General features: G+C 44.6%; 17 protein-coding genes and 1 pseudogene. 10 read left to right on the top strand and 8 right to left on the bottom strand.

Features of this window, described 5'->3' with window-relative positions; translation table 11 throughout:
* The first annotated feature begins 328 nt into the window (after positions 1 to 328).
* The 7 genes and pseudogenes from greA (at position 329) to CXF60_RS05750 (ending at position 7,860) form a co-directional block, all read left to right on the top strand.
* Positions 329 to 805 (top strand): transcription elongation factor GreA, encoded by a 477-nt coding sequence (greA, locus tag CXF60_RS05780; RefSeq protein ID WP_057760725.1) that lies wholly within the window; start codon positions 329 to 331, stop codon positions 803 to 805.
* Between the two features lie 471 nt (positions 806 to 1,276).
* Positions 1,277 to 2,170 (top strand): hypothetical protein, encoded by an 894-nt coding sequence (locus CXF60_RS05775; protein ID WP_228707051.1) that lies wholly within the window; start codon positions 1,277 to 1,279, stop codon positions 2,168 to 2,170.
* Positions 2,171 to 2,407: 237 nt separating this feature from the next.
* Positions 2,408 to 3,676 (top strand): putative DNA modification/repair radical SAM protein, encoded by a 1,269-nt coding sequence (locus CXF60_RS05770; RefSeq protein ID WP_102091161.1) that lies wholly within the window; start codon positions 2,408 to 2,410, stop codon positions 3,674 to 3,676.
* A gap of 75 nt (positions 3,677 to 3,751) precedes the next feature.
* On the top strand, positions 3,752 to 4,624 hold the full coding sequence (locus tag CXF60_RS05765; RefSeq protein ID WP_102091160.1) for a TIGR03915 family putative DNA repair protein: 873 nt from the start codon (positions 3,752 to 3,754) through the stop codon (positions 4,622 to 4,624).
* A gap of 150 nt (positions 4,625 to 4,774) precedes the next feature.
* Positions 4,775 to 6,106 carry a glycosyltransferase family 4 protein gene (locus tag CXF60_RS05760; RefSeq protein WP_102091159.1) on the top strand — a complete coding sequence of 444 codons (1,332 nt, stop codon included), beginning with the start codon at positions 4,775 to 4,777 and terminating at the stop codon, positions 6,104 to 6,106.
* A 44-nt stretch (positions 6,107 to 6,150) separates the two neighbouring features.
* Positions 6,151 to 6,366: pseudogene (locus tag CXF60_RS05755) on the top strand (agmatine deiminase family protein); the annotation flags it as partial.
* A gap of 120 nt (positions 6,367 to 6,486) precedes the next feature.
* A complete protein-coding gene (locus tag CXF60_RS05750; protein WP_102091158.1) occupies positions 6,487 to 7,860 on the top strand; it encodes an NAD-dependent succinate-semialdehyde dehydrogenase in 1,374 nt (457 codons plus the stop codon).
* Between the two features lie 473 nt (positions 7,861 to 8,333).
* Here CXF60_RS05750 and CXF60_RS05745 read toward each other — a convergent pair whose 3' ends face one another.
* The 5 genes from CXF60_RS05745 to CXF60_RS05730 form a co-directional block, all read right to left on the bottom strand.
* Positions 8,334 to 8,558 (bottom strand): hypothetical protein, encoded by a 225-nt coding sequence (locus CXF60_RS05745; protein WP_102091157.1) that lies wholly within the window; start codon positions 8,556 to 8,558, stop codon positions 8,334 to 8,336.
* Positions 8,559 to 8,822: 264 nt separating this feature from the next.
* Positions 8,823 to 10,265 (bottom strand): APC family permease, encoded by a 1,443-nt coding sequence (locus CXF60_RS05740; protein WP_102091156.1) that lies wholly within the window; start codon positions 10,263 to 10,265, stop codon positions 8,823 to 8,825.
* A gap of 60 nt (positions 10,266 to 10,325) precedes the next feature.
* Positions 10,326 to 10,502 (bottom strand): hypothetical protein, encoded by a 177-nt coding sequence (locus CXF60_RS14390; protein ID WP_180958095.1) that lies wholly within the window; start codon positions 10,500 to 10,502, stop codon positions 10,326 to 10,328.
* An 87-nt stretch (positions 10,503 to 10,589) separates the two neighbouring features.
* Positions 10,590 to 11,849: a 4-aminobutyrate--2-oxoglutarate transaminase gene (gene gabT / locus CXF60_RS05735; RefSeq protein ID WP_102091155.1), complete on the bottom strand. Its 1,260-nt coding sequence runs from the start codon at positions 11,847 to 11,849 to the stop codon at positions 10,590 to 10,592.
* 201 nt (positions 11,850 to 12,050) lie between these two features.
* The gene (locus CXF60_RS05730; protein WP_102091154.1) at positions 12,051 to 13,514 is read right to left on the bottom strand and encodes an NAD-dependent succinate-semialdehyde dehydrogenase; all 1,464 of its coding nucleotides are present in this window, start codon (positions 13,512 to 13,514) and stop codon (positions 12,051 to 12,053) included.
* A 220-nt stretch (positions 13,515 to 13,734) separates the two neighbouring features.
* On the opposite strand from CXF60_RS05730, the gene CXF60_RS05725 reads away from it, so the two are divergent.
* A complete protein-coding gene (locus CXF60_RS05725; RefSeq protein ID WP_102091153.1) occupies positions 13,735 to 14,496 on the top strand; it encodes an IclR family transcriptional regulator in 762 nt (253 codons plus the stop codon).
* Between the two features lie 81 nt (positions 14,497 to 14,577).
* Here CXF60_RS05725 and CXF60_RS05720 read toward each other — a convergent pair whose 3' ends face one another.
* The 3 genes from CXF60_RS05720 to CXF60_RS05710 form a co-directional block, all read right to left on the bottom strand.
* Complete coding sequence (locus tag CXF60_RS05720; RefSeq protein WP_102091152.1) at positions 14,578 to 15,648, bottom strand: histone deacetylase family protein; 1,071 nt, start codon at positions 15,646 to 15,648, stop codon at positions 14,578 to 14,580.
* A 147-nt stretch (positions 15,649 to 15,795) separates the two neighbouring features.
* Positions 15,796 to 17,004: a CaiB/BaiF CoA transferase family protein gene (locus tag CXF60_RS05715; protein WP_102091189.1), complete on the bottom strand. Its 1,209-nt coding sequence runs from the start codon at positions 17,002 to 17,004 to the stop codon at positions 15,796 to 15,798.
* A 197-nt stretch (positions 17,005 to 17,201) separates the two neighbouring features.
* Positions 17,202 to 18,386: an acyl-CoA dehydrogenase gene (locus tag CXF60_RS05710; RefSeq protein ID WP_102091151.1), complete on the bottom strand. Its 1,185-nt coding sequence runs from the start codon at positions 18,384 to 18,386 to the stop codon at positions 17,202 to 17,204.
* 176 nt (positions 18,387 to 18,562) lie between these two features.
* Between CXF60_RS05710 and CXF60_RS05705 the strand changes: the two genes are divergently transcribed.
* Positions 18,563 to 19,390: an IclR family transcriptional regulator gene (locus CXF60_RS05705; protein WP_102091150.1), complete on the top strand. Its 828-nt coding sequence runs from the start codon at positions 18,563 to 18,565 to the stop codon at positions 19,388 to 19,390.
* Between the two features lie 163 nt (positions 19,391 to 19,553).
* Positions 19,554 to 21,070, top strand: a 1,517-nt coding sequence (locus CXF60_RS05700) for an FMN-binding glutamate synthase family protein (protein WP_102091149.1), incomplete at its 3' end; no start/stop codon positions are given.

Raw genomic sequence — 21,070 nt, 5'->3', positions numbered from 1 at the left:
TCAGTAGATTAAGCATAACCGTTAGGCTTGCCTAAAAGCTCACTCAAGTATTGTTGTTTGCTTTAAATATAGCCAACCATGCTTGAGGAACGATACCTTTACCGTGATAGACCTAAAAAGCATAGTGGCTAAATTGCGACTATGCTTTTTATTACGTAAGCTTAAGTGCACCTATGCTTGAATTGAGGTGAAATACACTCATAAATGATGGCCAACTTATTCATTACATCGTCTTAATTATCACTCTTTTATATTTTATATCCATTGCAACAACACTGACACCATCTCATTATGAGGTGGTGTGGTGTTATTGGTTTAAGGAAAAAACATGCAACGTTACCCAATGACTCCGCAAGGACACGCGGCTCTAGAAGCCGAATTAAAACAGCTAAAAAGTGTCGACCGTCCACGCATCACAGCATCGATTGCTGAAGCACGCGAACACGGCGATTTGAAAGAAAATGCTGAATACCATGCTGCCCGTGAGCAACAAGGTTTTTGTGAAGCACGTATTCGTGACATCGAAGCCAAACTCGGTGGCGCTCAAGTCATCGATCCTTCGACACTGCCAAAAGAAGGCCGTATCGTGTTTGGTGTTAGCGTCGTGATCGAAAACATGGACACTGAAGAAGAAAAACAGTACAAAATCGTTGGCGACGATGAAGCTGACTTTAAAGCTGGTAAAATCTCAGTCAACTCACCAATCGCTCGTGGTTTGATTGGTAAATTCGAAGGCGACGAAGTGCGCATCGAAACGCCAAAGGGCGTCGTTGAATATGAAGTCATGAAAGTTATATATGACTAATAGCTACACTGCATTCTAATTTATAAATTTGATGTTCTCAATTGTAGACAGTTTGAGAAATGACTTTTAGATAGCAGCTTCGATGACAATGATTGTGACTAGCGACTTAGTTATGCCATTCCATAGATGAAAGCCTTACTACACATAAATAGCATTTATACCATTTCGGTTACACAATGCTGCTTTTATCCATGATTTGTTTTGGCGCATAATTATTTGAGTTTGAGTGCACAACAGCTTTAGTATTAAGTCTATTCAGTAAGAAATATTTAAGATTGAATAACTTCTATGCAAGTTAACACTGCTGCGCGCTTACTAAAAATAATGATGGTCTGATCGCATACATAGGCTAATATCAGCACTACTACCCTCGTTATTTGGCATATTTTTCGGTGTCATTTAGCGGGGGTTTTGTTTATCTAGGCATTATCTACTGTTGTATTACTTACTATTATTTTTGAGGAGTCTTTTATGATTATGAACGATGGTTTTCAAGCATCAACTGCTAAAACAACCATGGCAAAAAATGTAGCTATGTCTGCATTGCTAGTAGGTATAGTGTTGGCTACATCATCGGCCAATGCTGCCCCTGAGATTGCCATTAGCTCCTCTGCGAGCGGTAGCACCACGGTGGTCGAGCAATATTCTGATGGCAAAACTGCTACGATTACGGCGACGCCAAACGGTATCACCATGCAAGACGGCATGCCGTACGCGGTAACTCAGGTGACCACTGTACCACGCTACGTCGTGCGTCAGTCTCCTGTTGTCCAAGGTATGACGACCGTTACTAGCGTACCGGTGATTAACTCTATTACCAATAAAGTCACTAAAGTAGATGTGATTACCACGCCTGCCAGCAGCGTGACGCAAGTACTACCTGTCGCAACCAACGTCACCCCGCCAGTGATTATGCAGCAGCCAGTGACCAATCAAGTAACGACCACGACGACAACTTTGGATACGTTGCAACTGACTCCTACCTTTAGTACGCCTGGCGTGGTCAATGCAAATACCAAAGTCATGAAAATTCTAAAAAATGCTGATGGACGTGAAGTTGCCGTTCCTGCCAATCATATTGCCCCTGGCGATGTGATTGAGTATCACACCACTTATACCAACACCTCAGCACAGCCGGTCAATGACATCAACGCCATGATCTCATTACCAAGTGGCGTCCAGTTAGTCTCGTTGAATAGTCCTCTGCCGACACTTGCTACCACTGGCGGAGACAGCTATCAAACCATTCAGCAAGTTGGCAACACGGTGGTTGTCCAAGAAAACTACTCTGGTCTAAAATGGAACTTGGTGAACTTTGATGCTAATGCGGCCAAAACCGTGGTAATACGTGCCAAGGTTCAATAAATAACTCGCTCACTACAAAATACGCATCTTTAACAGTATCATGTTGCAAAGGGTCTTGAATATTCAAGGCCTTTTTTAATGTGTGTCATATCGAGTAGCACGTATGCTCGCTCACAACCTCTTGATGGATACGACACTATTTGTCGTGTTGTTTTTTAAATTTTCTTATAAATACAATGACTTAATACATATTTTGGTAAAATAGTTACTCATTAATTAATTGGTAATAACCGACTTATGGCAAACATCAATTATGAAAGATTACAGGGCAAGCTCAATATCTTGGCTGACGCTGCCAAATATGATGTCTCTTGCTCCTCCTCCGCTGGTACTCGCAAAAACCAAGGCGGCGCTCTAGGCGATGCCTCAGCAACCGGTATCTGTCACAGCTATACCGAAGATGGTCGCTGTGTCAGTCTGCTAAAAATTCTTTTGACCAACCATTGCATCTATGATTGCGCGTATTGCACCTCACGCAAAAGCAACGACACGCCGCGCGCTGCTTTTAGTGTCGAAGAAGTCGTCGATTTGACCATGCAGTTTTATCGCCGCAACTATATCGAAGGGCTGTTTCTCAGCTCTGGTATCTTCAAAAGTGGCGACTATACGATGGAGCGACTGGTCGAAGTTGCCAAGCTCCTGCGTACTCGCGAGCGTTTTAACGGGTATATTCATCTAAAAACCATTCCCGGCGCGTCAAAAGAGCTATTGTTAGAGGCAGGACTATATGCAGACCGTCTGAGCGTCAACATCGAAATTCCGACTAAGTCAGGATTGGCTTTGCTCGCGCCAGAAAAATCACATGACCAATTAAAAGCACCGATGGAAACGGTAAAAGAAGAAATTATCACCATTCGTGAAAGCCGTAAGACTCACAAAAAAGCGCCTAAGTTCACGCCAGCAGGTCAGACCAGCCAAATGATCGTTGGTGCGAGTAACGAGACTGACTTGCAGGTGATTCAGCTGTCGAGTCACTTTTACAAAACGTATGACCTCAAACGGGTTTATTACTCAGGCTATGTCCCCATGCTCTCTGACAATCGCTTGCCGGCGATAGGAACGCCTGTACCGATGGTGCGGGAGAATCGTCTGTATCAAGCAGATTGGTTAATGCGTTTTTATGGTTTTGGCGCGCATGAGATTGTGGAGCCAGAATCGCCATTTTTGGACTTAGACTGTGACCCAAAACTGGCGTGGGCGATACGCCATCGCGAGCATTTCCCAGTCAATATCCAGACAGCGACTTATGAGATGATTGTGCGTATTCCAGGTATCGGTACAAAAACTGCTAAAAAAATCGTTAAAGCACGTAAGTTTAATCAATTGACGCTATACCATTTAAAAAAGATGGGTGCTGCGGTCAACCGTGCTAAATACTTCATCGCGACCACTGGCAAAAACGAACACCTTGCACATCTAACGCGCGATAATTTCCGTCAGTATGTATTGGCTCAAACGCAGACCAAGTTCAGCGATCAGCGTACTGGACAGTTGGCTTTATTTTAGAATGGCTCTAGATAGCATGTATTAAAAAACCTGCTATCTCGCTACTGTATTTATAATAAAAATTTAGGATAAAACATGTCAGCACTTATGCAAAATGACTCTTACGCTGTCGGTCAATTGACGCCTAGCATTGTACTGTATGAGCCTAGCTTTGAAGGTTGGTTGAGTGCTGTGTTTTATGTCTATGCCAATCGTCTACAAAACGATATATCACTAAAGCTAACGGCGCAAGATTGCTATGTGCCATCACTCATCGCTCAGGCGACTAGCGTGGCAACTGATGAGGATAAAGCCGAGCGCGTGTTGGTCAAATTAAATACCTTACTGGGTCGCTCAGGCATGCGCAATATTTTGTGGGGGTTTTTGTCAGAAAAGGACGATATCGGCACCACTTTGTTTCGTGTGGTTAAGTATGCCATTGACTACCCTAGCCGAAATATCATGCAAGATCTTGGTCACTTGGATGTGTTAGAGCTGGTACAGACGGTCAAATCCGTCGGTCGTGAAAAGCATCGCATGGAGGCCTTTGTACGTTTTGAGCACACGACCGATGATATTTATTTTGCACGTGTAGAGCCTGATTTTAATGTACTGCCACTGATCGGAGAGCACTTTCGTCAGCGCTATCAAGATCAACATTGGGCGATCTATGATCTAACGCGAGGCTATGGCATCTATTATGATAAAAGTAGTAGCACGCCATCACGTCCAGCGAAGCTGCAAACCATCACTGATCTTGATGATGCGGTACTACGCAATCCTGCCAGCATCCATAGTCCTGATGAGCAGCGCTATCAAAAATTTTGGCAAGGCTACTTTACCAACGTCAATATCAAAGAGCGTAAAAACCCCAAGCTGCATAAACAATATCTCCCGCAGCGCTACTGGAAATACTTGAGTGAAAAACAAGTACTGCCTAATGCTGAACATTTACAAAAACGACGCTAACGGCTTTTGGTGTTTATTAATCCACGCCTTACGCTTATATAGTCTAAAAACCCCCTATCTGACCTTATCTTTTTATCTTGATGGTTGAGTTTTAATCGCTTTTAACTGACAATAGCAAATTGATATTACTAACCGGTGACCAACGCTATTATGAAAGTTATGCGCTTACTGTCGTCTCTAAAGCATGATGAATCCGAGCGCGGCATTTTTCATCTTGGGCGAGCATTGGTCAAAAATGAGCATACCTCTATTATTGTCTCAAGTGCCGATGAAGACAATGACTTGGTCAGACGTCTCAAACGCGATGGCAATATATACCATCAGCTACATGTGAATAAAAAGTCTTGGCTATCGCTATTGCAAGTCTCTGCACTGCGGCATTTGATAGAAAAGTACGAACCTGATGTCATTCATGTACATTCGCGTACCCCTGCATGGATATTGCATTTGGCACTGCGCCGCGCACGCGTCAGGCGTTTTCCCAAACTGGTCTCGACCATGTATGGTTTTTATCCAATCAATAAGTACTCTCAAGCCCTACTCAATGTTGATACGATAATCACCGTATCTGACAGTGTCACTCAATACTTAAAAAAAGGACTGCGCATCGAAGACGTAGATCCTAAAGTCATCACGCGTATCTATCGTGGTATCGACACTCGGCGCTACCCTTATCGTCACAATCCGTCGGTCTATTGGTTACGTCATACCTTTGCCGAGTACCCTGAGCTTGAGCACAAAAAATGGCTCGTATTCCCAACCGTCATCGGTAATGAGTACGGACAAGAGTGGCTGATAGATATCTTGGGTAACTTGCAAGAACAGTTCCCCAATATTCACGTCATTATTATGGATGAAGACTATAAAGACGGCGATGTCGCTCATGAAGATTTTCGCCAACGCACCAATAGCTTGGGACTGGCTGAGCGCATTACCTATGTGGGTAGCAAGCGTAATGATATGCGGGAATGGCTATCGGCGGCCAATATTGTCATGGCACTTGCTAATGAACCCGAGTCAATCGGTATCAATGCCCTACAAGCCATACATCTAGGTACGCCAGTCATTGGCTGGGATCAAGCAGCCTTTAGCGAGATTTTACAACCGCTCTACCCGCAAGGACTGGTAAAAAAGTACAATGCCAATGCGCTTTGTAAAGCGGTTAGAAATCAGCTAGAGAGTGTGACGCGTCCTGAAATGACCAACAAATTCACCATGCGTGAGATGATTGAAAAGACGCTTGAAGTGTATCAAAGCTTACATGATGCGGCGCTTGCCGAAGAACAAGCCGAAGCAGATGCTATCGCAGTTCGACGCATCAAACGCAGTCTAAAAAAAGCATCTAAACCTGCCCTTAACGTCGCTGTGAAAAATATTGAACCTGTTGCTAAAAACCCAAAAATAAAGCTAACCAAAGAAAAATCAAAGACAACGGATAATGTAGATACGGTAGAGAAAACTGAAGACAATCAACCACTGTAAACACTCATCAATCTCATGACGCCAAACCTCGCCTAACGGGTGATGTTTGTATCGCCTCCTATGCCAACTTTTTGATTTGTAATGACGCGGTCATCGTACCGCAATATGATGATATAAATGATGCACTCGCCATCGAGCAGCTTGAAAAAATCTTTCCGCAGCATCAAGTAGTGGGAGTACGCACAAAAGAGATTGTCTATGGCGGCGGTAATATTCATTGTATTACCCAGCAACAACCTGTAACCAAAGCGTCACTCTAACACACGCCGCTTGGTATAGAGTGAACCATAATAAATCGCACTTATTAGCAACTGAAAGTATAAGCATAAACCCAAAAATGGATTTTAAACCCAAAAACACGCTAAAAATAAGGAAAAAGTATGAGCGATTATCAAATCAACAATCCAGCCACTGGCGAACTAGAAGCCACTTACCCTACCGCCACTGAACAAGATATCCAACAAGTCATTGAGCAAGCAGATACCGCTTATCAAGACTGGCGTCAAGTCTCATTGAGTGAGCGCAGTGCACTACTGCATAAAATTGCCGATAGCTATCTGGAACGTCAAGACGAGCTGGCTCGTATCGTGGCGGGTGAGATGGGTAAACCCGTTGCACAAGCCAAGGGTGAAATCGGTCTGGTCGCTGAGATCTATCGTTACTATGCAGACAATGCTGAGCAGCTACTCGCGCCGAATACCATTGACGTTGACTCAGGATCAGCTTCGGTAGAAAAACGTCCTGTTGGCGTTCTACTCGGTATCATGCCGTGGAATTATCCGCATTATCAAGTGGCACGTTTTGTCGCGCCAAACTTTATGGCAGGTAATACAATTATTCTAAAACACGCACCGCAGTGTCCAAATACAGCAGAAGTTATCGTCGATATCTTTAAAGATGCAGGCGTACCTGAAGGTGTTTATAACAATATCTTTGCAACCAATGAGCAATCAGCGACCATTATCAATGACACACGCGTACAAGGTGTCTCGCTAACAGGTTCTGAACGCGCTGGACAAGCCGTGGCAAAAGAAGCTGGCGGCGCACTCAAAAAAGTCGTGTTGGAGCTTGGCGGCTCCGATGCCTTTATCGTTGCAGCCGATGCCGATATCGAGCAAGCGATACAAGGCGCTATCTCTGGTCGTTTTGGTAATACTGGACAAGCCTGTAATGCTGCTAAGCGTCTAATCGTTATCGAATCAGTCTATGATAAATTCGTTGAAGGCTTTACCAATGCGGTCAGCAACATGACTTTGGCCGACCCGCTTAAAGAAGATACGTTTATTGGCCCAATGTCATCAAAAGCCGCTGCGGTCAACTTGCAAGCGCAGTTAGACAGTGCTATCCAAGCAGGTGCGACAGTATTAGTAGAAGGCGGCATGGACAAAGACAAGCCTGGTGCTTGGTTTAAGCCTGCGGTACTGACAGATGTAACTGAATCCATGGATGTATATCGTGAAGAGCTGTTTGGTCCTGTAGCAGTCGTCTATAAAGCAAATGATATCGACCATGCTATCAAGATTGCCAACGATGTGCCTTTCGGTCTTGGTGCCTCTATCCAAACGCAAGATGCTGCCCTAGCTGCTGACATTGCTGACAAATTGGAAGTGGGCATGGTCACGATCAACGCACCTTCTGGTACGGAAGCAAACACACCATTTGGCGGCGTTAAACGTTCAGGATTTGGTCGCGAGCTTGGCACACTTGGTATCACTGAATTCTTAAACTATAAACTGATTCGTGATAAGTCTTAATCGTATAAGCACTTGATTGTATGCACTAAAAAAGCCTAACGTTTGACGTTAGGCTTTTTTATGCAAAGATAGTTAAAGTAAGTCTACTTTTTATATGGATTTTCTTATTTTTAGTTGAGGATATCGAACATCAAAGTCTTGGTTAATCTCATTGATCATACTCATTTCACGAAATCTAGAGTTTAGACGTAGTTATTTTTATATGCATGTTTAAGAGTATTATGATTGCACGTATTTCAGAACGTCAAAAAAGGCCTCATATCAAGTATTAGGTCTTTTCGTTGGGATATTTTTATTCATTATTTTTACGTTAAATTGTCTCTACATAGTTAGATGATGCGATGTCGAGTACACTGCCAAAAACTAGAAAAATGTCGTTCTGTTTATTGAGCATACTATCGGGCAGTAGCAGCACCTCAATCCATTGCCTGACACTCGAAACCCACAGCTTTCTCAATGAGACGCTAATACTATTATTTTTCTAAAGCAAAAAAGGCGTCATTGACTAAGTGGTCTTCTTCATTAAAACGAACATATATCCCTTCACTATCTTTTGTTGCATACCAATATTCTTCATTTGCGCCAATATTTATTTGGAAAAACTTATTGCTTATAATATTACCGACAGTGTAGACCGAGCCTTCTACAAAAAAATCGTTGCCACAGATACATTTTAGTTTATCTCCACTTCTGATCATATAGCTAACCTTCACGACAACGATAATAGTAAACAAGAGTGAGCTATTTTACTTTTTTATTGTTAAATGTCAATATGCGAATATTATGCTAGTTGATTATTTAACAAAAATAATTAAGACTCTCATCTAATCAAGAAAGGATAGAAAACGACTTTAAGTAAATTATTACTGTCCTAAATGTGTAAACTCATTTTTGAACAGAACAAAAACAACAAAAAAAGCCTAACGTTTGACGTTAGGCTTTTTTATTAACGATAAGTAAGTCTACTTTTTATATGGATTTTCTTTTAACCACTGCTGGTTAGCCGTTTTTAGCTCGCGCAGTTCATGATCCATAATGTCTTTACTCTTACCAGGATTCTTCATCGTAGCATAACCGTACAATACCCCACCAAGTACGATCCAACCAAGGAAAATCCACCACTCAATAGCGACGAGTGCTGATGGCATACCTGGTAGATATAGTGCCAACATACCAAGACTGAGAATAATAGTGATAATACCAACCAATTTACCTGCTGGTACTCTAAACGGACGTACCATATCAGGCTCACGGTAACGCAGCACTAAGAATGAAAGAGCCACACAAGTATAAGCAATAACGATACCGAACCCACCAGCATCTACAATCCATACCAGCATTTTGCGACCAAATAATGGCGCAAGTGTCGCGAGACCACCGATTAATAAAATCGCATTGACGGGCGTATTATATTTCGGATGCAGTTTGCACAAAAACTGCGGCAACATGTGCGTTTTGCCCATAGCATATAGCAGACGACTGCCACCGATAAGAAACGCATTCCAGCTCGATAAAATACCTAGCACGCCGCCAATAACCAGTAACGTACCAGCCCATTTACCATTCCAAGCATTGGTCATCGCATCAGCAGTAGCCAATGTTGAGTCTTGTGCTTGTAATAGCGGTAAAGTCTTGCCCACACTCCAGGCGACTGCTACATACCACAGTACAGCGATAATAATAGAGACAATCAAAAACTTACCGATGTTCGGACGAGATAGATTGATTTCTTCTGCAGCTTGGGGAATGACATCGAAGCCAACGAACAAGAACGGTACCATTACCATCACCGTCATGATGCCACCCATACCGCCAATAAAGTTAGGCGCTTGTACGGTATTAGAAGTTTCAGGACTGAACAGTAACGCCCCTACGAACAGTAATATACCTACACAGAAAATACCAACGACTGCTGTTTTTTGGAACCACGCACTGACTTCCATACCGCGTATGTTCAGCCAAGTAACAATCACTGAGCCAAGCATCCCGACGCCTACCCAAGTGGCGTAAACATCCCAGCCAGCAACATCCCAAAGATACCCTTGGCTATAATTAGGAATAATGTATTCGACGACGGTGGGTAGTGCTACTGCTTCAAAAGCAACGACGGAAAAATAACCAAACAAAATACTCCATGAGCAAATAAAGGAGACATTGACTCCTAACGCTCGATGGGTATAAGTATGCTCACCGCCAGTAATTGGCATGGAGGCCGCAAGTTCAGCATACGTCACACCAATCAATACGACTACCAGACCGCCTATTAAAAAGGCGCTAATTGCGCCCCATATACCTGCCGAGATGATCCAACTACCTGCCAGTACAACCCAGCCCCAACCGACCATTGCACCGAATGCCAGTGCAATGATATCGAACACCCCTAGCGACTTTTTTAATTCAGACATAACCTACTCCTTGTCTGTGTTTCATCCGTGTGAGCCTGTTACAGCTACACTATTTTTGTTTCATGGGATCATACCCATCATGTTTGTTGTGTCTGTCGCGTCGCCGCAAAGTTTAACTTTGCTATCGGTATAGTATTCAAACAGCAAAAACAAAAACGGCGTCTTGACTTGCAAGGCGCCGTTAAAAAACTCATTCAAAGCGAGTGTTATAAGGGCAACCTTGCCGTTATCTTTCATACAATCTTTTAACCAATATTGGTACTTGAACTAGCTGTACTTGGTTAAAAGCGCTCCATCGCTAAAGTAAATAACACTCAGTATTGCTTATGCCGTTAGAATACCTTTGATGATATCAAGGCCTTCTTGTAGCACTTCATCTTCAACCGTCAATGGCACCATCACACGAATGGCATTGCCATACATACCACAAGACGCTAGTAGCAAACCTTGCTCAAATGATTTTGCTTTTAGATTGGCTGCGGCGGCTGCATCAGGTTTGCCTTCGCTATCAATCAATTCAAACGCTAGCATAGCGCCCTTATGACGGATATGACCGATACTGCTAAAGTTCAAGCCTTTTAAGAATGAAGCAATGGTATCGCCAATCTCGATACTACGCTCAAGTAAGTTTTCTTCTTCGATCACTTCCATAACAGCAAGCGCCGCCACACAAGCAAGTGGGTTACCAGAGTAAGTACCGCCCAAGCCGCCTACTTGCGGCGCATCCATGATGTCAGCACGACCGATGACCGCAGAGATAGGATAACCACCCGCCAAACTCTTCGCAGCAGTCATTAGATCAGGCTCAACGCCTAGCTGTTCAGTGGCGAACAACGTACCGGTTCTGGCGAAACCACACTGTACTTCGTCAAAAATAAGCACGATGCCATGCTCATCACAAATCTCGCGCAAGGCTTTGGCAAATGACGGCGTTACTTGATGGAAACCACCCTCACCTTGGACTGGCTCGATAATCATTGCCGCCACTTCACTCGGATCGATGTCTGCTTGGAAGATCATGTCAAGGCTGTGCAGTGCTTGCGCTTCTGTTACGTTCAGCTCTTCTGCAGGGAACAATGCATGGAATACAGGTCCTGGCATCGGGCCAAAGTTCTTTTTGTATGGCAATACTTTGCCAGTTAGGCTCATACACATCATGGTGCGACCATGCCAGCCACCAACAAAAGAAATCACGCCTGGACGACGGGTTTTAGCACGAGCAATCTTGATGCAGTTTTCAACCGCTTCTGCGCCAGTGGTCAAAAAGAATGCTTTGGTATCGCCACTGATAGGCGCTTTTTCACACAGCTTTTCAGCCAGATCCACGTAGCATTCGTAGTTAATCATTTGCGCTGCAGTGTGCGTAAATTTGTCTAGCTGCTCATGCACACGTTGGGTAATTTTTGGATGGCTATGACCCGTGTTCAATACTGAGATGCCACCGACAAAGTCGATATAGCGCTTGCCTTCGATGTCCCAGATTTCTGAGTTCTTTGCTTTTTCTGCAAAGATAGGAAAGGCAACCCCAAGTCCTGTTGGTAAAACAGCTTTGCGGCGCTCAAGTAATGATTGATTGGTAGTCATGGGAATGTCCTTTTCTTTGTTCGTAACATAAGTGCCATCTAGTGAATGGCGGTTTATTTGATGTTTGTCTTTGTACTTAGTAGATATCAAATGGTGCTTGGTTGACCCAAAACACCATAGATATCTAAAAACTTGCGCTAGTTAATGCTTTGCTAATTGTTACTTTGCTAACCATTAGGCCAACTCATTACGTTATGGCTATTAGGTGATATCAGAGCACCAGTATTTGGTCGTGATATAGTCTTCGATACCATATTTTGAACCTTCACGGCCAAAGCCAGACTGCTTCACACCACCAAATGGGGCAACTTCCGTAGAAATCAAACCCGTGTTGTGACCGATGATGCCGTACTCAAGACCTTCGGTAACACGCCATGAACGTGCATAGTCGCTACTATAAAAGTAAGCGGCCAAGCCATAGATAGTATCGTTAGCAGCACGAATCACTTCTGCTTCGTCTTTGAAGGTAAATATGGTCGCAATCGGTCCAAAGATTTCTTCAGAGGCGATGTCCATATCACTGCTAATATCGGTGATAACCGTTGGGTTATAAGTCAGTTCTGAAGCATCATTGATACTACCGCCAGTGACCAGTTTTGCGCCTTTATCTAGCGCGTCTTTTAGCAAGGCTTGTACTTTATCTAACGCTTTTTTGTTGATAAGAGGGCCGATATCTACGCCTTCTTCTAAGCCGTTGCCTACTTTTAATTCGGCGACTTTTTTGACAAAGACATCTAAGAATTTATCTTTAATGCTGTCTTGAACGTATACTCGATTGGCGCAGACACAAGTCTGACCAGCATTACGATATTTAGAAGCGATTAAACCGGCAGCGGCTTTCTCTAGATCGGCATCATCAAAGACGATAAATGGCGCATTGCCACCCAACTCTAGCGATAACTTCTTAATAGTTGGCGCGCATTGTGCCATCAGCGTACGACCTACTTCTGTAGAACCTGTAAATGATAGTTTATGAATGCGTGCATCACCCGTTAGGATGTCGCCGATGACAGAAGACTTACCGGTTACGATCTGAATGACGCCAGCTGGAATGCCCGCTTGCTCTGCCAACACACCTAGTGCCAATGCAGAGTAAGGTGTCTCGGTGGCAGGTTTGACGATAATCGTACAGCCTGCCGCTAGTGCAGGAGCAACTTTACGCGTGATCATCGCAGCTGGGAAGTTCCAAGGCGTGATAGCGGCACAAACACCAACTGGCTGCTTAAGTACAACATGACGTAGCTGTGTACTATTGGCAGGAATCACATCACCATAGACGCGTTTGCCTTCTTCGGCAAACCAACGGATAAAGCTATTGGCATAACCTACTTCACCACGTGACTCAGTCAGCGGCTTACCTTGCTCAGCGGTCATAATGATAGCCAAATCTTCTTTATTGGCATCGATTAGATCAGCCCACTTTTGCAATAACTCTGCACGCTCTTTGGCTGTTTTTGCTGCCCAGTCTGCTTGGACGTCATGAGCATAAGCAACAGCTTCATTGACATCTTCTGTGGTCAGGCTGGGTACAGTACCAATGAGCTCGCCATCAAAAGGGTTGTTGACATCAAGTACAGCTTCATCACTAGCAGCATGCCAGCCGTCTTTGATGAAGCAAGATTGTTTGAGTAAATCTGGATTTGAGAACTGCAGCGCGTGTGACATGTTGACGCTCCTTGTCATATAGGATGTATTTATAAGAATGGATACATTGGTAAGTCGTAAATAATTATTGATAATTCATTATTTGTTCAATATACTGAACAAGTATTCTATATACGAGACGTCATTATAAGAACGATATGACGCGATTTGCAACCCTTAATCTCATTATTTTAAAAATTATCTTGTACTTCTTTCTTTTATTTCACTTTATAGGTTATTTATGAGCTCGACTGCCGTGCCTGCGCTAGACAAAACGTTTCAGATTTTGGACTTGATTACTGATAGCTCACAGCCTCTGACAGCGGCTCATATCGCAAAAGAGCTTGGGCTACCGCGTAGCTCCACTCACAATATTTTGCAGAGTCTATTGACCAAGCACGTCATTTACAAAGACCCTGAAAGCCGTTTTTATTTGGGTTCATATTTGATGTACTGGGCAGGTAAGTACGAGCAGCAGCAAGGCGTGGTGCAGTTATTTAAAGATTTGATTGTGCAGTATCCGGTACTTCTTCAGCACACTGTTACCTTGTCAAAACTTGATTTGGGCGAAGTGGTATTTTTGGCTTGTCATGAGTCACCTGCGCCGCTTGGCTTTACTTTTCGTGCAGGCGTTCGCGTACCTGCCGTATTTTCTGCGACAGGCAAAGCCATGCTATCCACGTTGTCGATGGACAGTATCAAATCATTGTATAAAGATGCGTTTCCAACGCCTATGACCCAGCATGGGGTCAAGAATTTTACCGATTTGGCAACTGAGCTTGCGGCGATACAAGAAAGCCGAGTGTCTCTCGATGATGGACAGTTGCGCGATGGGATGTACTGCTTGGGCACTTATATTCGTAACGCATCAGGCAATGCGGTCGCTGGTATGGCCGTGAGTTTTTTGCAAGGAGAGTATGAGTCTAAACGGGCTGAGGTCAGTGCGGTATTGATTGAATTGGCCGAGCAAATTGAGCAGCATTTAGGTTTTACGGCAAATTGATAATTGGTAAGAATCTATAGAAAATAGGTCGCAGTGTTTACTCCTATACTCTACGACCTATTTTATTACTTTTAATTTAATTTAAATATTACTGCTGCTCTTGCTGTTCTCTTCCATCAGTCCTAATAGGAATGCTTGCAGATTGTCATTGAGCTTTTGAAGGTAATAACCACCTTCCACTAAGACAATCAATGGCTTGTTTAAGGCTACCATCTTTTGTGCCAATATTTTAAAGCCTTCGGTACTGACGGCACATCTCGCTTCTGGGTCGTTTTCATAAACATCAAAGCCCAATACATGAACTATCACATCAGGATCAAATAGCATCATCGCCTCAATAGATTTATCAATATATTCAAAGAAGCCTGTTTCATCGGTGCCATGCGGCATTGGGAAATTGATGTTGTAACTTTCGCCCTCTCCTATACCTTTTTCAAACGCATGCCCTGTCACTGCTGGATAAAAATTAACGGGGTCACCATGTACTGAAGTATAAAGCACGTCTTTACGGTCATAGAATATCTCCTGGATACCTTGTCCGTGATGCATGTCTGTATCGATAATGGCAATTTTTTTGTATTTCTGGCGTAAATGTTCGGCGATGATGGCAGCATTATTAAGATAGCAAAATCCGCCCGCGGCGCTTTTGCGAGCATGATGACCAGGCGGCCGTGAAAAGCAAAGCTGTATATGATTGTCAGCGCGCTCTGTCTCTGACTTCTCATCATTTAACAGTGCTTCAGCTGCGTTAAGTGCCGTTTGCGCCGACCAATAGATAGAGGTCCAAGAATGCTCGCTGATGGGCGCACTGTCATCTGCCTGATACTTTGCTGCTTTTGCCATGATGCCAATACCCGGATTGTCATACGGCATAAAAATTCCTGTCTGCACCTGTGCGCCCAAATCTTCCTCAACCGCCATCCACTCATCATAGCCATGTTTGAGAAACTCAACATAACCAAAGTCATGAACCGCCAATATTGGTGCGATGCCAACATCGGTAGCAGTAGTGACTTCTAGACCCAAAGCCACTGGTGCTTTCAACAGCTCAACCATACGCTCTGGTATTTCTAACGGTTCGTGCATTTTCCCATAAGAAAAATAAGGTAACGGTCTATGCAGACTTAGATTTTCATGGCTGTATATTTTCATGCTCAACATTCCTTGTTTGACACTACTTGGTTTTACATTATTGATTGGGATACTGCTTTATTTAACATTGTTTTTTTTAAGAAGTTCCATTTTCTAGCTTGTGTGTTTAGTCTCTATCGCTGTAAATATACGGCTGCCGACGCTACTTTAAACAATTCCATCGGCTTTTAGCTTTGCGATCATCTCGCTGTCATAGCCCAGTTTAGCAAGTGTGCTATCAGTATGCTCGCTCAACTGCGGTGGCGGCGTGCGATAGCTGACTGGTGATGCGGATAACTTGATAGGGTTACCAAGTGCGCGTACTGGACTGCCTTGCTCGGTGAAATTAACAATCATATTCCTTGCTTGCGCTTGCGGCATGGCCAGGGCTTCAGCTACGTTATGAATCGCGCCGCATGGAATACCTGCTTGATCTAAAACCTCTAGCCAATAAGTACGTGGCTGCTTGGCAAATTGCTTAGTCAGGTCACTACACAGCAGTTCGCGGTTGGCAACGCGTTGTGGATTGGTCGCAAAGCGCTCATCGGTATGCCAATCGACTGCGAGCACGGTGCAAAGTTTGGCAAACTGACTGTCATTACCGCAAGCTAAAATAAAGTGCTGCTCGCCCTCGCCCGCAAACACTTGATACGGCACAATATTAGGATGCTGATTGCCCAGTCTTGGTGGAATCTTGTCTGAAGCCAAATGATTCATACCGACATTGGCCAGCATGGCGAGCGCGCTATCGAGCAATGCCACATCGACATGTTGACCAACACCCGTATTTTGACGCGCCAATAGTGCCGCCTGAATACCAATCGTTAGCTGCAAACCTGCAAACAAATCGACGACTGCCACGCCAACTTTGTGCGGCTCGCCATCGCTAGGGCCTGTGATACTCATCAGCCCTGACAATCCTTGGATAATATAATCATAGCCGGGGCGTTTGGCATCGGGACCTGTCTGCCCAAAGCCTGTCAATGACGCATAAATCAGCCGCGGATTGTCTTGTTTTAAGCTGTCATAATCCAAGCCGTATTTTTTTAGACCACCGACTTTGAAGTTCTCAACCAAAATATCACTCTCAGCGATTAGCTGTTTAATGATGGTTTGCCCTGTCGGCGTAGTGATATCTACCGTGAGCGACTTTTTATTGCGGTTAATCGTAGCGTAATAAGCGGAGGTATCGTCACTGAATACTGGCGGTGCCCAATGACGTGTCTCATCACCGATATGTGGACGCTCAACCTTGATGACTTCGGCACCAAGATCAGCTAACACTTGCGTACAAGAAGGGCCAGCCAGCACTCTCGATAAATCGAGCACTTTGATACCATGCAATGCGCCCTTTGGCATATTAGCCATATCAATCATATCTGTCATGAGATTCCCTTACTCTGTCGCATATTTTTTAATCATAAAATTGTTCTTCATGATTTAGCGTTTAAATAGCTAAATCATGAAGAACAACTGAAAAACGTACGCTACTGTTAATGCTCTCTTGATAAAAAGCCAAGCAGTAACGTACGTCATAAAATACAGTTGTACCAAAAACTATTAGCTAAAAACGCTTAAAAGAACGCTTGAATGCCTGTCTGTGCACGGCCTAGGATAAGCGCATGAATATCATGTGTACCCTCGTAAGTATTGACGGCTTCCAAGTTCATCACGTGACGGATGATATGGAACTCATCAGAGATACCGTTCCCGCCATGCATATCACGAGCGATACGAGCGATATCAAGCGCCTTGCCGCAGTTATTACGCTTAATAAGTGAAATCATCTCAGGCGCTGCGTTGTCTTCATCCATCAAACGACCAACCCGTAGCGCTGCTTGTAAGCCCAAGGTAATTTCTGTCTGCATATTGGCAAGCTTCAACTGCACGAGCTGTGTCGCGGCCAACGGACGACCAAACTGTTTACGATCGAGCGTGTATTGACGGGCGGCTTTCCAGCAGAATTCAGCCGCACCCATCGAACCCCAAGCGATACCATAACGGGCTTTATTCAAGCAGCCAAATGGCCCTTTTAGACCACGGATATCTGGGAAAGCATTGGCTTCAGGAACGAACACTTTGTCCATGACTATCTCACCCGTAACTGACGCACGTAATGAGAACTTGCCCTCGATTTTCGGTGCTGATAAACCCTTCATGCCTTTGTCTAAAACAAAACCGCGAATCTCGCCAGCATCATCTTTTGCCCACACGACAAACACGTCAGCGATAGGACTGTTGGTGATCCACATTTTATTACCAGTCAGCTCATAACCGCCATCCACAGCGCGCGCACGAGTAGACATCGATGAAGGATCAGATCCTGAATCTGGCTCAGTCAGACCAAAGCAGCCGACATACTCACCTGTGGCAAGCTTTGGCAAATACTTTTCTCTTTGCTCTTCAGTACCATACGCCCAAATAGGATGCATCACTAGGCTTGACTGTACGCTCATCGCTGAACGGTAGCCCGAATCAACGGCTTCCACTTCCTTGGCAATCAGACCGTAAGCAACACTCGATAAGCCAGCACAGCCATAACCTTCAATCGTGACACCAAGCAGACCCATTTCACCCATTTGACGCATGATATTACGGTCAAAATTCTCATTGCGATTGGCCTCGATAATGCCAGGCATCAGCTCTTTTTGAAAAAACTGACGCGCGCTGTCGGTGACCATGCGCTCTTCTTCAGTAAGCTGGTCACGTAGTAAAAAAGGATCTTCCCAATCAAAGCGTGGGCTAGTAGATGTTGCCATGTAGATCTCCTTGGTATCAGTCATCCTGACTGACGAATAGTGATTGATACATCATTTAGTCTAACAAGTCATTGACTTCGTTATTCCGCTGTGCGAAACTTAGTTTCATAATTTAAAACCATTTAACCAAACTTTCGCTGCGCTGTAAACCTTTATCAAAAAAATATGAGTATAAAATGACGAAACCCTTATCAAAAGCTACTCCGCTACTCGAACGCATGCATGCAACAATGAGTCAAAACAAGGAAGAGAATGACCGACAGTTTGTGACGGCATTGGGACGGGGACTAATCATACTGGCGGCTTTTGAGCACCATGAGCGGCTCACCCATCAACAGCTATGTCAGATGACCGAACTACCGAAAGCAACTATTACCCGCCTTATCCATACTTTAACTACGCTTGGCTTTTTACGTGTCACTGAGCACGGACAGTATCAATTGGGCAGTAGTGCTGTACGGCTCAGTGCGACCGCGTGGAGTCGTCATGACATGGTGGCATACGCTGAGCCATTACTGCGACAGTTCGCCAGTGAGAATGAAGTATCTGTAAATTTGGCAACCGAAGTCGAGGGAGAAATGCGCTATCACGCCTGCTGCCGTAGTCCTGCTCGCCTATCAGTCAACTTACAGGTTGGCTCCGCCGTACCTGTGGCACGCACTGCCATTGGACGTGCCTTTTATGCGGCAAGCTCGCAAGCGAGACAGGCTGTCGTTATTAGCAATCTCCAAGAGAATTTACCTGTTGAAGAATATAACGATGCGCAAACCGCCCTAGCCAGCGCGGCAGAGCATTATGAAAAGTATGGCTATACCGTCTCTGATGGGGAATTCTCTACTGACATACTGGCAGTCGCGGTTGGTGTCTATGATGTCGCAACAGGACAATACGCGTATTCGCTGAATGCCAGTGTACCAAGCGCTAATTGGGAAGCGGACGATTATGCGGAAATGATAGTGCCGAAATTGCAAACGTTGGCGGAGCGGATTGGTGGTGGTACATAGAGCATATTAAAACGAATAAAATCAAGGTTTAGGCTGGATAAACGAAAACACCATCTATAACCCTGTTACCCATTGATACCGACGTAATGACGTCATGCGTGTATGATGTACGCGACAAATGTAAGCATCTTATCTATATCAATCATTACTATTGAGCCTCGCTATGCCTGAATCTCGTACCAATCTAAACCCTGAACCCAAAACCAGTTCGCCGTATTTTATCGGATTATTACTTCGCTATAGCACGTTCGGCGCGGCGATTTTAATTCTATTAGCGGGTCTATTATTGGTAAGTTGGTGGCTGATTGTGATCGGTGGTTTGGCTGTGGCACTTGGTATCTATGATTTGATTCAGTCCAAGCACGCAATATTGAGCAACTACCCTGTCGCTGGACATATTCGCTATGTGTTGGAGGATTTCCGCCCTGAGATTCGCCAATACTTGCTTGAGGACGATAAAGAACAAGTACCGTTTTCACGCCAGCAGCGTGCGCTAGTGTATCAGCGGGCAAAGAACGTCAGCGATACCAATGCCTTTGGTACGTTGGACAATCTATATACTCATGGTAAAGAATGGTTTTTGCAATCTACCATCAGTGCACCACTAGAGAACAAAGACTTTCGTATTATGGTCGGCGGTGAGCGTTGTCAGCAACCACACGATATGTCGGTATTCAATATCTCCGCGATGAGCTTTGGCAGTCTGTCAGCCAACGCCATCATGGCACTTAATCAAGGCGCAAAACTCGGCGGCTTTACTCATGACACGGGCGAAGGCGCGATCAGCCCTTATCATCGTAAGTTCGGTGGTGATTTGATTTGGGAGTTGGGTACGGGTTATTTTGGTTGCCGTGATGACGCAGGTAACTTTGATCCACAGTCTTTTGCTGAAAAAGCCGTCGATCCGCAAGTTAAAATGATTGAAATCAAGCTTTCACAAGGTGCCAAGCCTGGTAAAGGTGGCGTCCTTCCCTCTAGCAAAATCACGCAAGAGATTGCAGATACACGCCAAGTACCTACGGGTCAAGACTGTATCTCACCCTCTTCGCATACCGCATTTAGCACCCCGCGCGAGTTAGTCGCCTTTTGGCAGCAGCTACGTGATTTATCAGGCGGCAAGCCAGTTGGCTTTAAGCTATGTATTGGTCAGCCATGGCAGTTTATGGCGATCGTCAAAGCGATGATAGAGACGGATAACTATCCTGATTTTATCGTTATTGATGGTGCAGAAGGCGGCACAGGTGCAGCGCCTGTCGAGTTTATGGACAATGTCGGCATGCCAATGGTTGAAGGGTTTTTGCTCGTACATAATACCTTAGTCGGTGCAGGTATTCGTGACAAAATTAAGCTTGGCGTCAGTGGCAAGATCGTCTCAGGCTTTGATATTGCGCGCATGATTGCGCTAGGTGCCGATTGGTGTAACTCAGCACGTGGCTTTATGTTTGCGGTTGGTTGTATTCAGTCGCGCTCTTGTCACACCAATACTTGCCCGACAGGCGTGGCTACCCAAGACCCTTACCGTCAAAAGGCGCTCGATGTCCCTAGCAAAGCAGAGCGCGTGGCAAGCTTCCATAAAAACACACTCAAATCATTAGCCAGTATCGTCGGCGCGGTGGGCTTACAGCATCCGAGTCAGCTGCAACCTTATCATATCGCCCGCCGTCTAGATGACGGGCAGAT

It is taken from the genome of Psychrobacter sp. 4Bb (assembly GCF_002836735.1).
Classification (GTDB): Bacteria; Pseudomonadota; Gammaproteobacteria; order Pseudomonadales; family Moraxellaceae; genus Psychrobacter.
Note: the sequence above shows the minus strand (reverse complement) of the source record. Positions and strands in the feature narration are given on the sequence as shown.

Bases quoted from the DNA above. Each gene is read 5' to 3' on its own strand.
- CXF60_RS05775 (WP_228707051.1), top strand. From the start codon at position 1,277: ATGATTATGAACGATGGTTTTCAAGCATCAACTGCTAAAACAACCATG.
- CXF60_RS05715 (WP_102091189.1), bottom strand. From the start codon at position 17,004: ATGATTGATATGGCTAATATGCCAAAGGGCGCATTGCATGGTATCAAA.
- CXF60_RS05770 (WP_102091161.1), top strand. From the start codon at position 2,408: ATGGCAAACATCAATTATGAAAGATTACAGGGCAAGCTCAATATCTTG.
- CXF60_RS05765 (WP_102091160.1), top strand. From the start codon at position 3,752: ATGTCAGCACTTATGCAAAATGACTCTTACGCTGTCGGTCAATTGACG.
- gabT (WP_102091155.1), bottom strand. From the start codon at position 11,849: ATGACTACCAATCAATCATTACTTGAGCGCCGCAAAGCTGTTTTACCA.
- CXF60_RS05720 (WP_102091152.1), bottom strand. From the start codon at position 15,648: ATGAAAATATACAGCCATGAAAATCTAAGTCTGCATAGACCGTTACCT.
- CXF60_RS05705 (WP_102091150.1), top strand. From the start codon at position 18,563: ATGACGAAACCCTTATCAAAAGCTACTCCGCTACTCGAACGCATGCAT.
- CXF60_RS05745 (WP_102091157.1), bottom strand. From the start codon at position 8,558: ATGATCAGAAGTGGAGATAAACTAAAATGTATCTGTGGCAACGATTTT.
- CXF60_RS14390 (WP_180958095.1), bottom strand. From the start codon at position 10,502: ATGAAAGATAACGGCAAGGTTGCCCTTATAACACTCGCTTTGAATGAG.
- CXF60_RS05750 (WP_102091158.1), top strand. From the start codon at position 6,487: ATGAGCGATTATCAAATCAACAATCCAGCCACTGGCGAACTAGAAGCC.
- CXF60_RS05725 (WP_102091153.1), top strand. From the start codon at position 13,735: ATGAGCTCGACTGCCGTGCCTGCGCTAGACAAAACGTTTCAGATTTTG.
- CXF60_RS05740 (WP_102091156.1), bottom strand. From the start codon at position 10,265: ATGTCTGAATTAAAAAAGTCGCTAGGGGTGTTCGATATCATTGCACTG.
- CXF60_RS05760 (WP_102091159.1), top strand. From the start codon at position 4,775: ATGAAAGTTATGCGCTTACTGTCGTCTCTAAAGCATGATGAATCCGAG.
- CXF60_RS05710 (WP_102091151.1), bottom strand. From the start codon at position 18,386: ATGGCAACATCTACTAGCCCACGCTTTGATTGGGAAGATCCTTTTTTA.
- CXF60_RS05730 (WP_102091154.1), bottom strand. From the start codon at position 13,514: ATGTCACACGCGCTGCAGTTCTCAAATCCAGATTTACTCAAACAATCT.
- greA (WP_057760725.1), top strand. From the start codon at position 329: ATGCAACGTTACCCAATGACTCCGCAAGGACACGCGGCTCTAGAAGCC.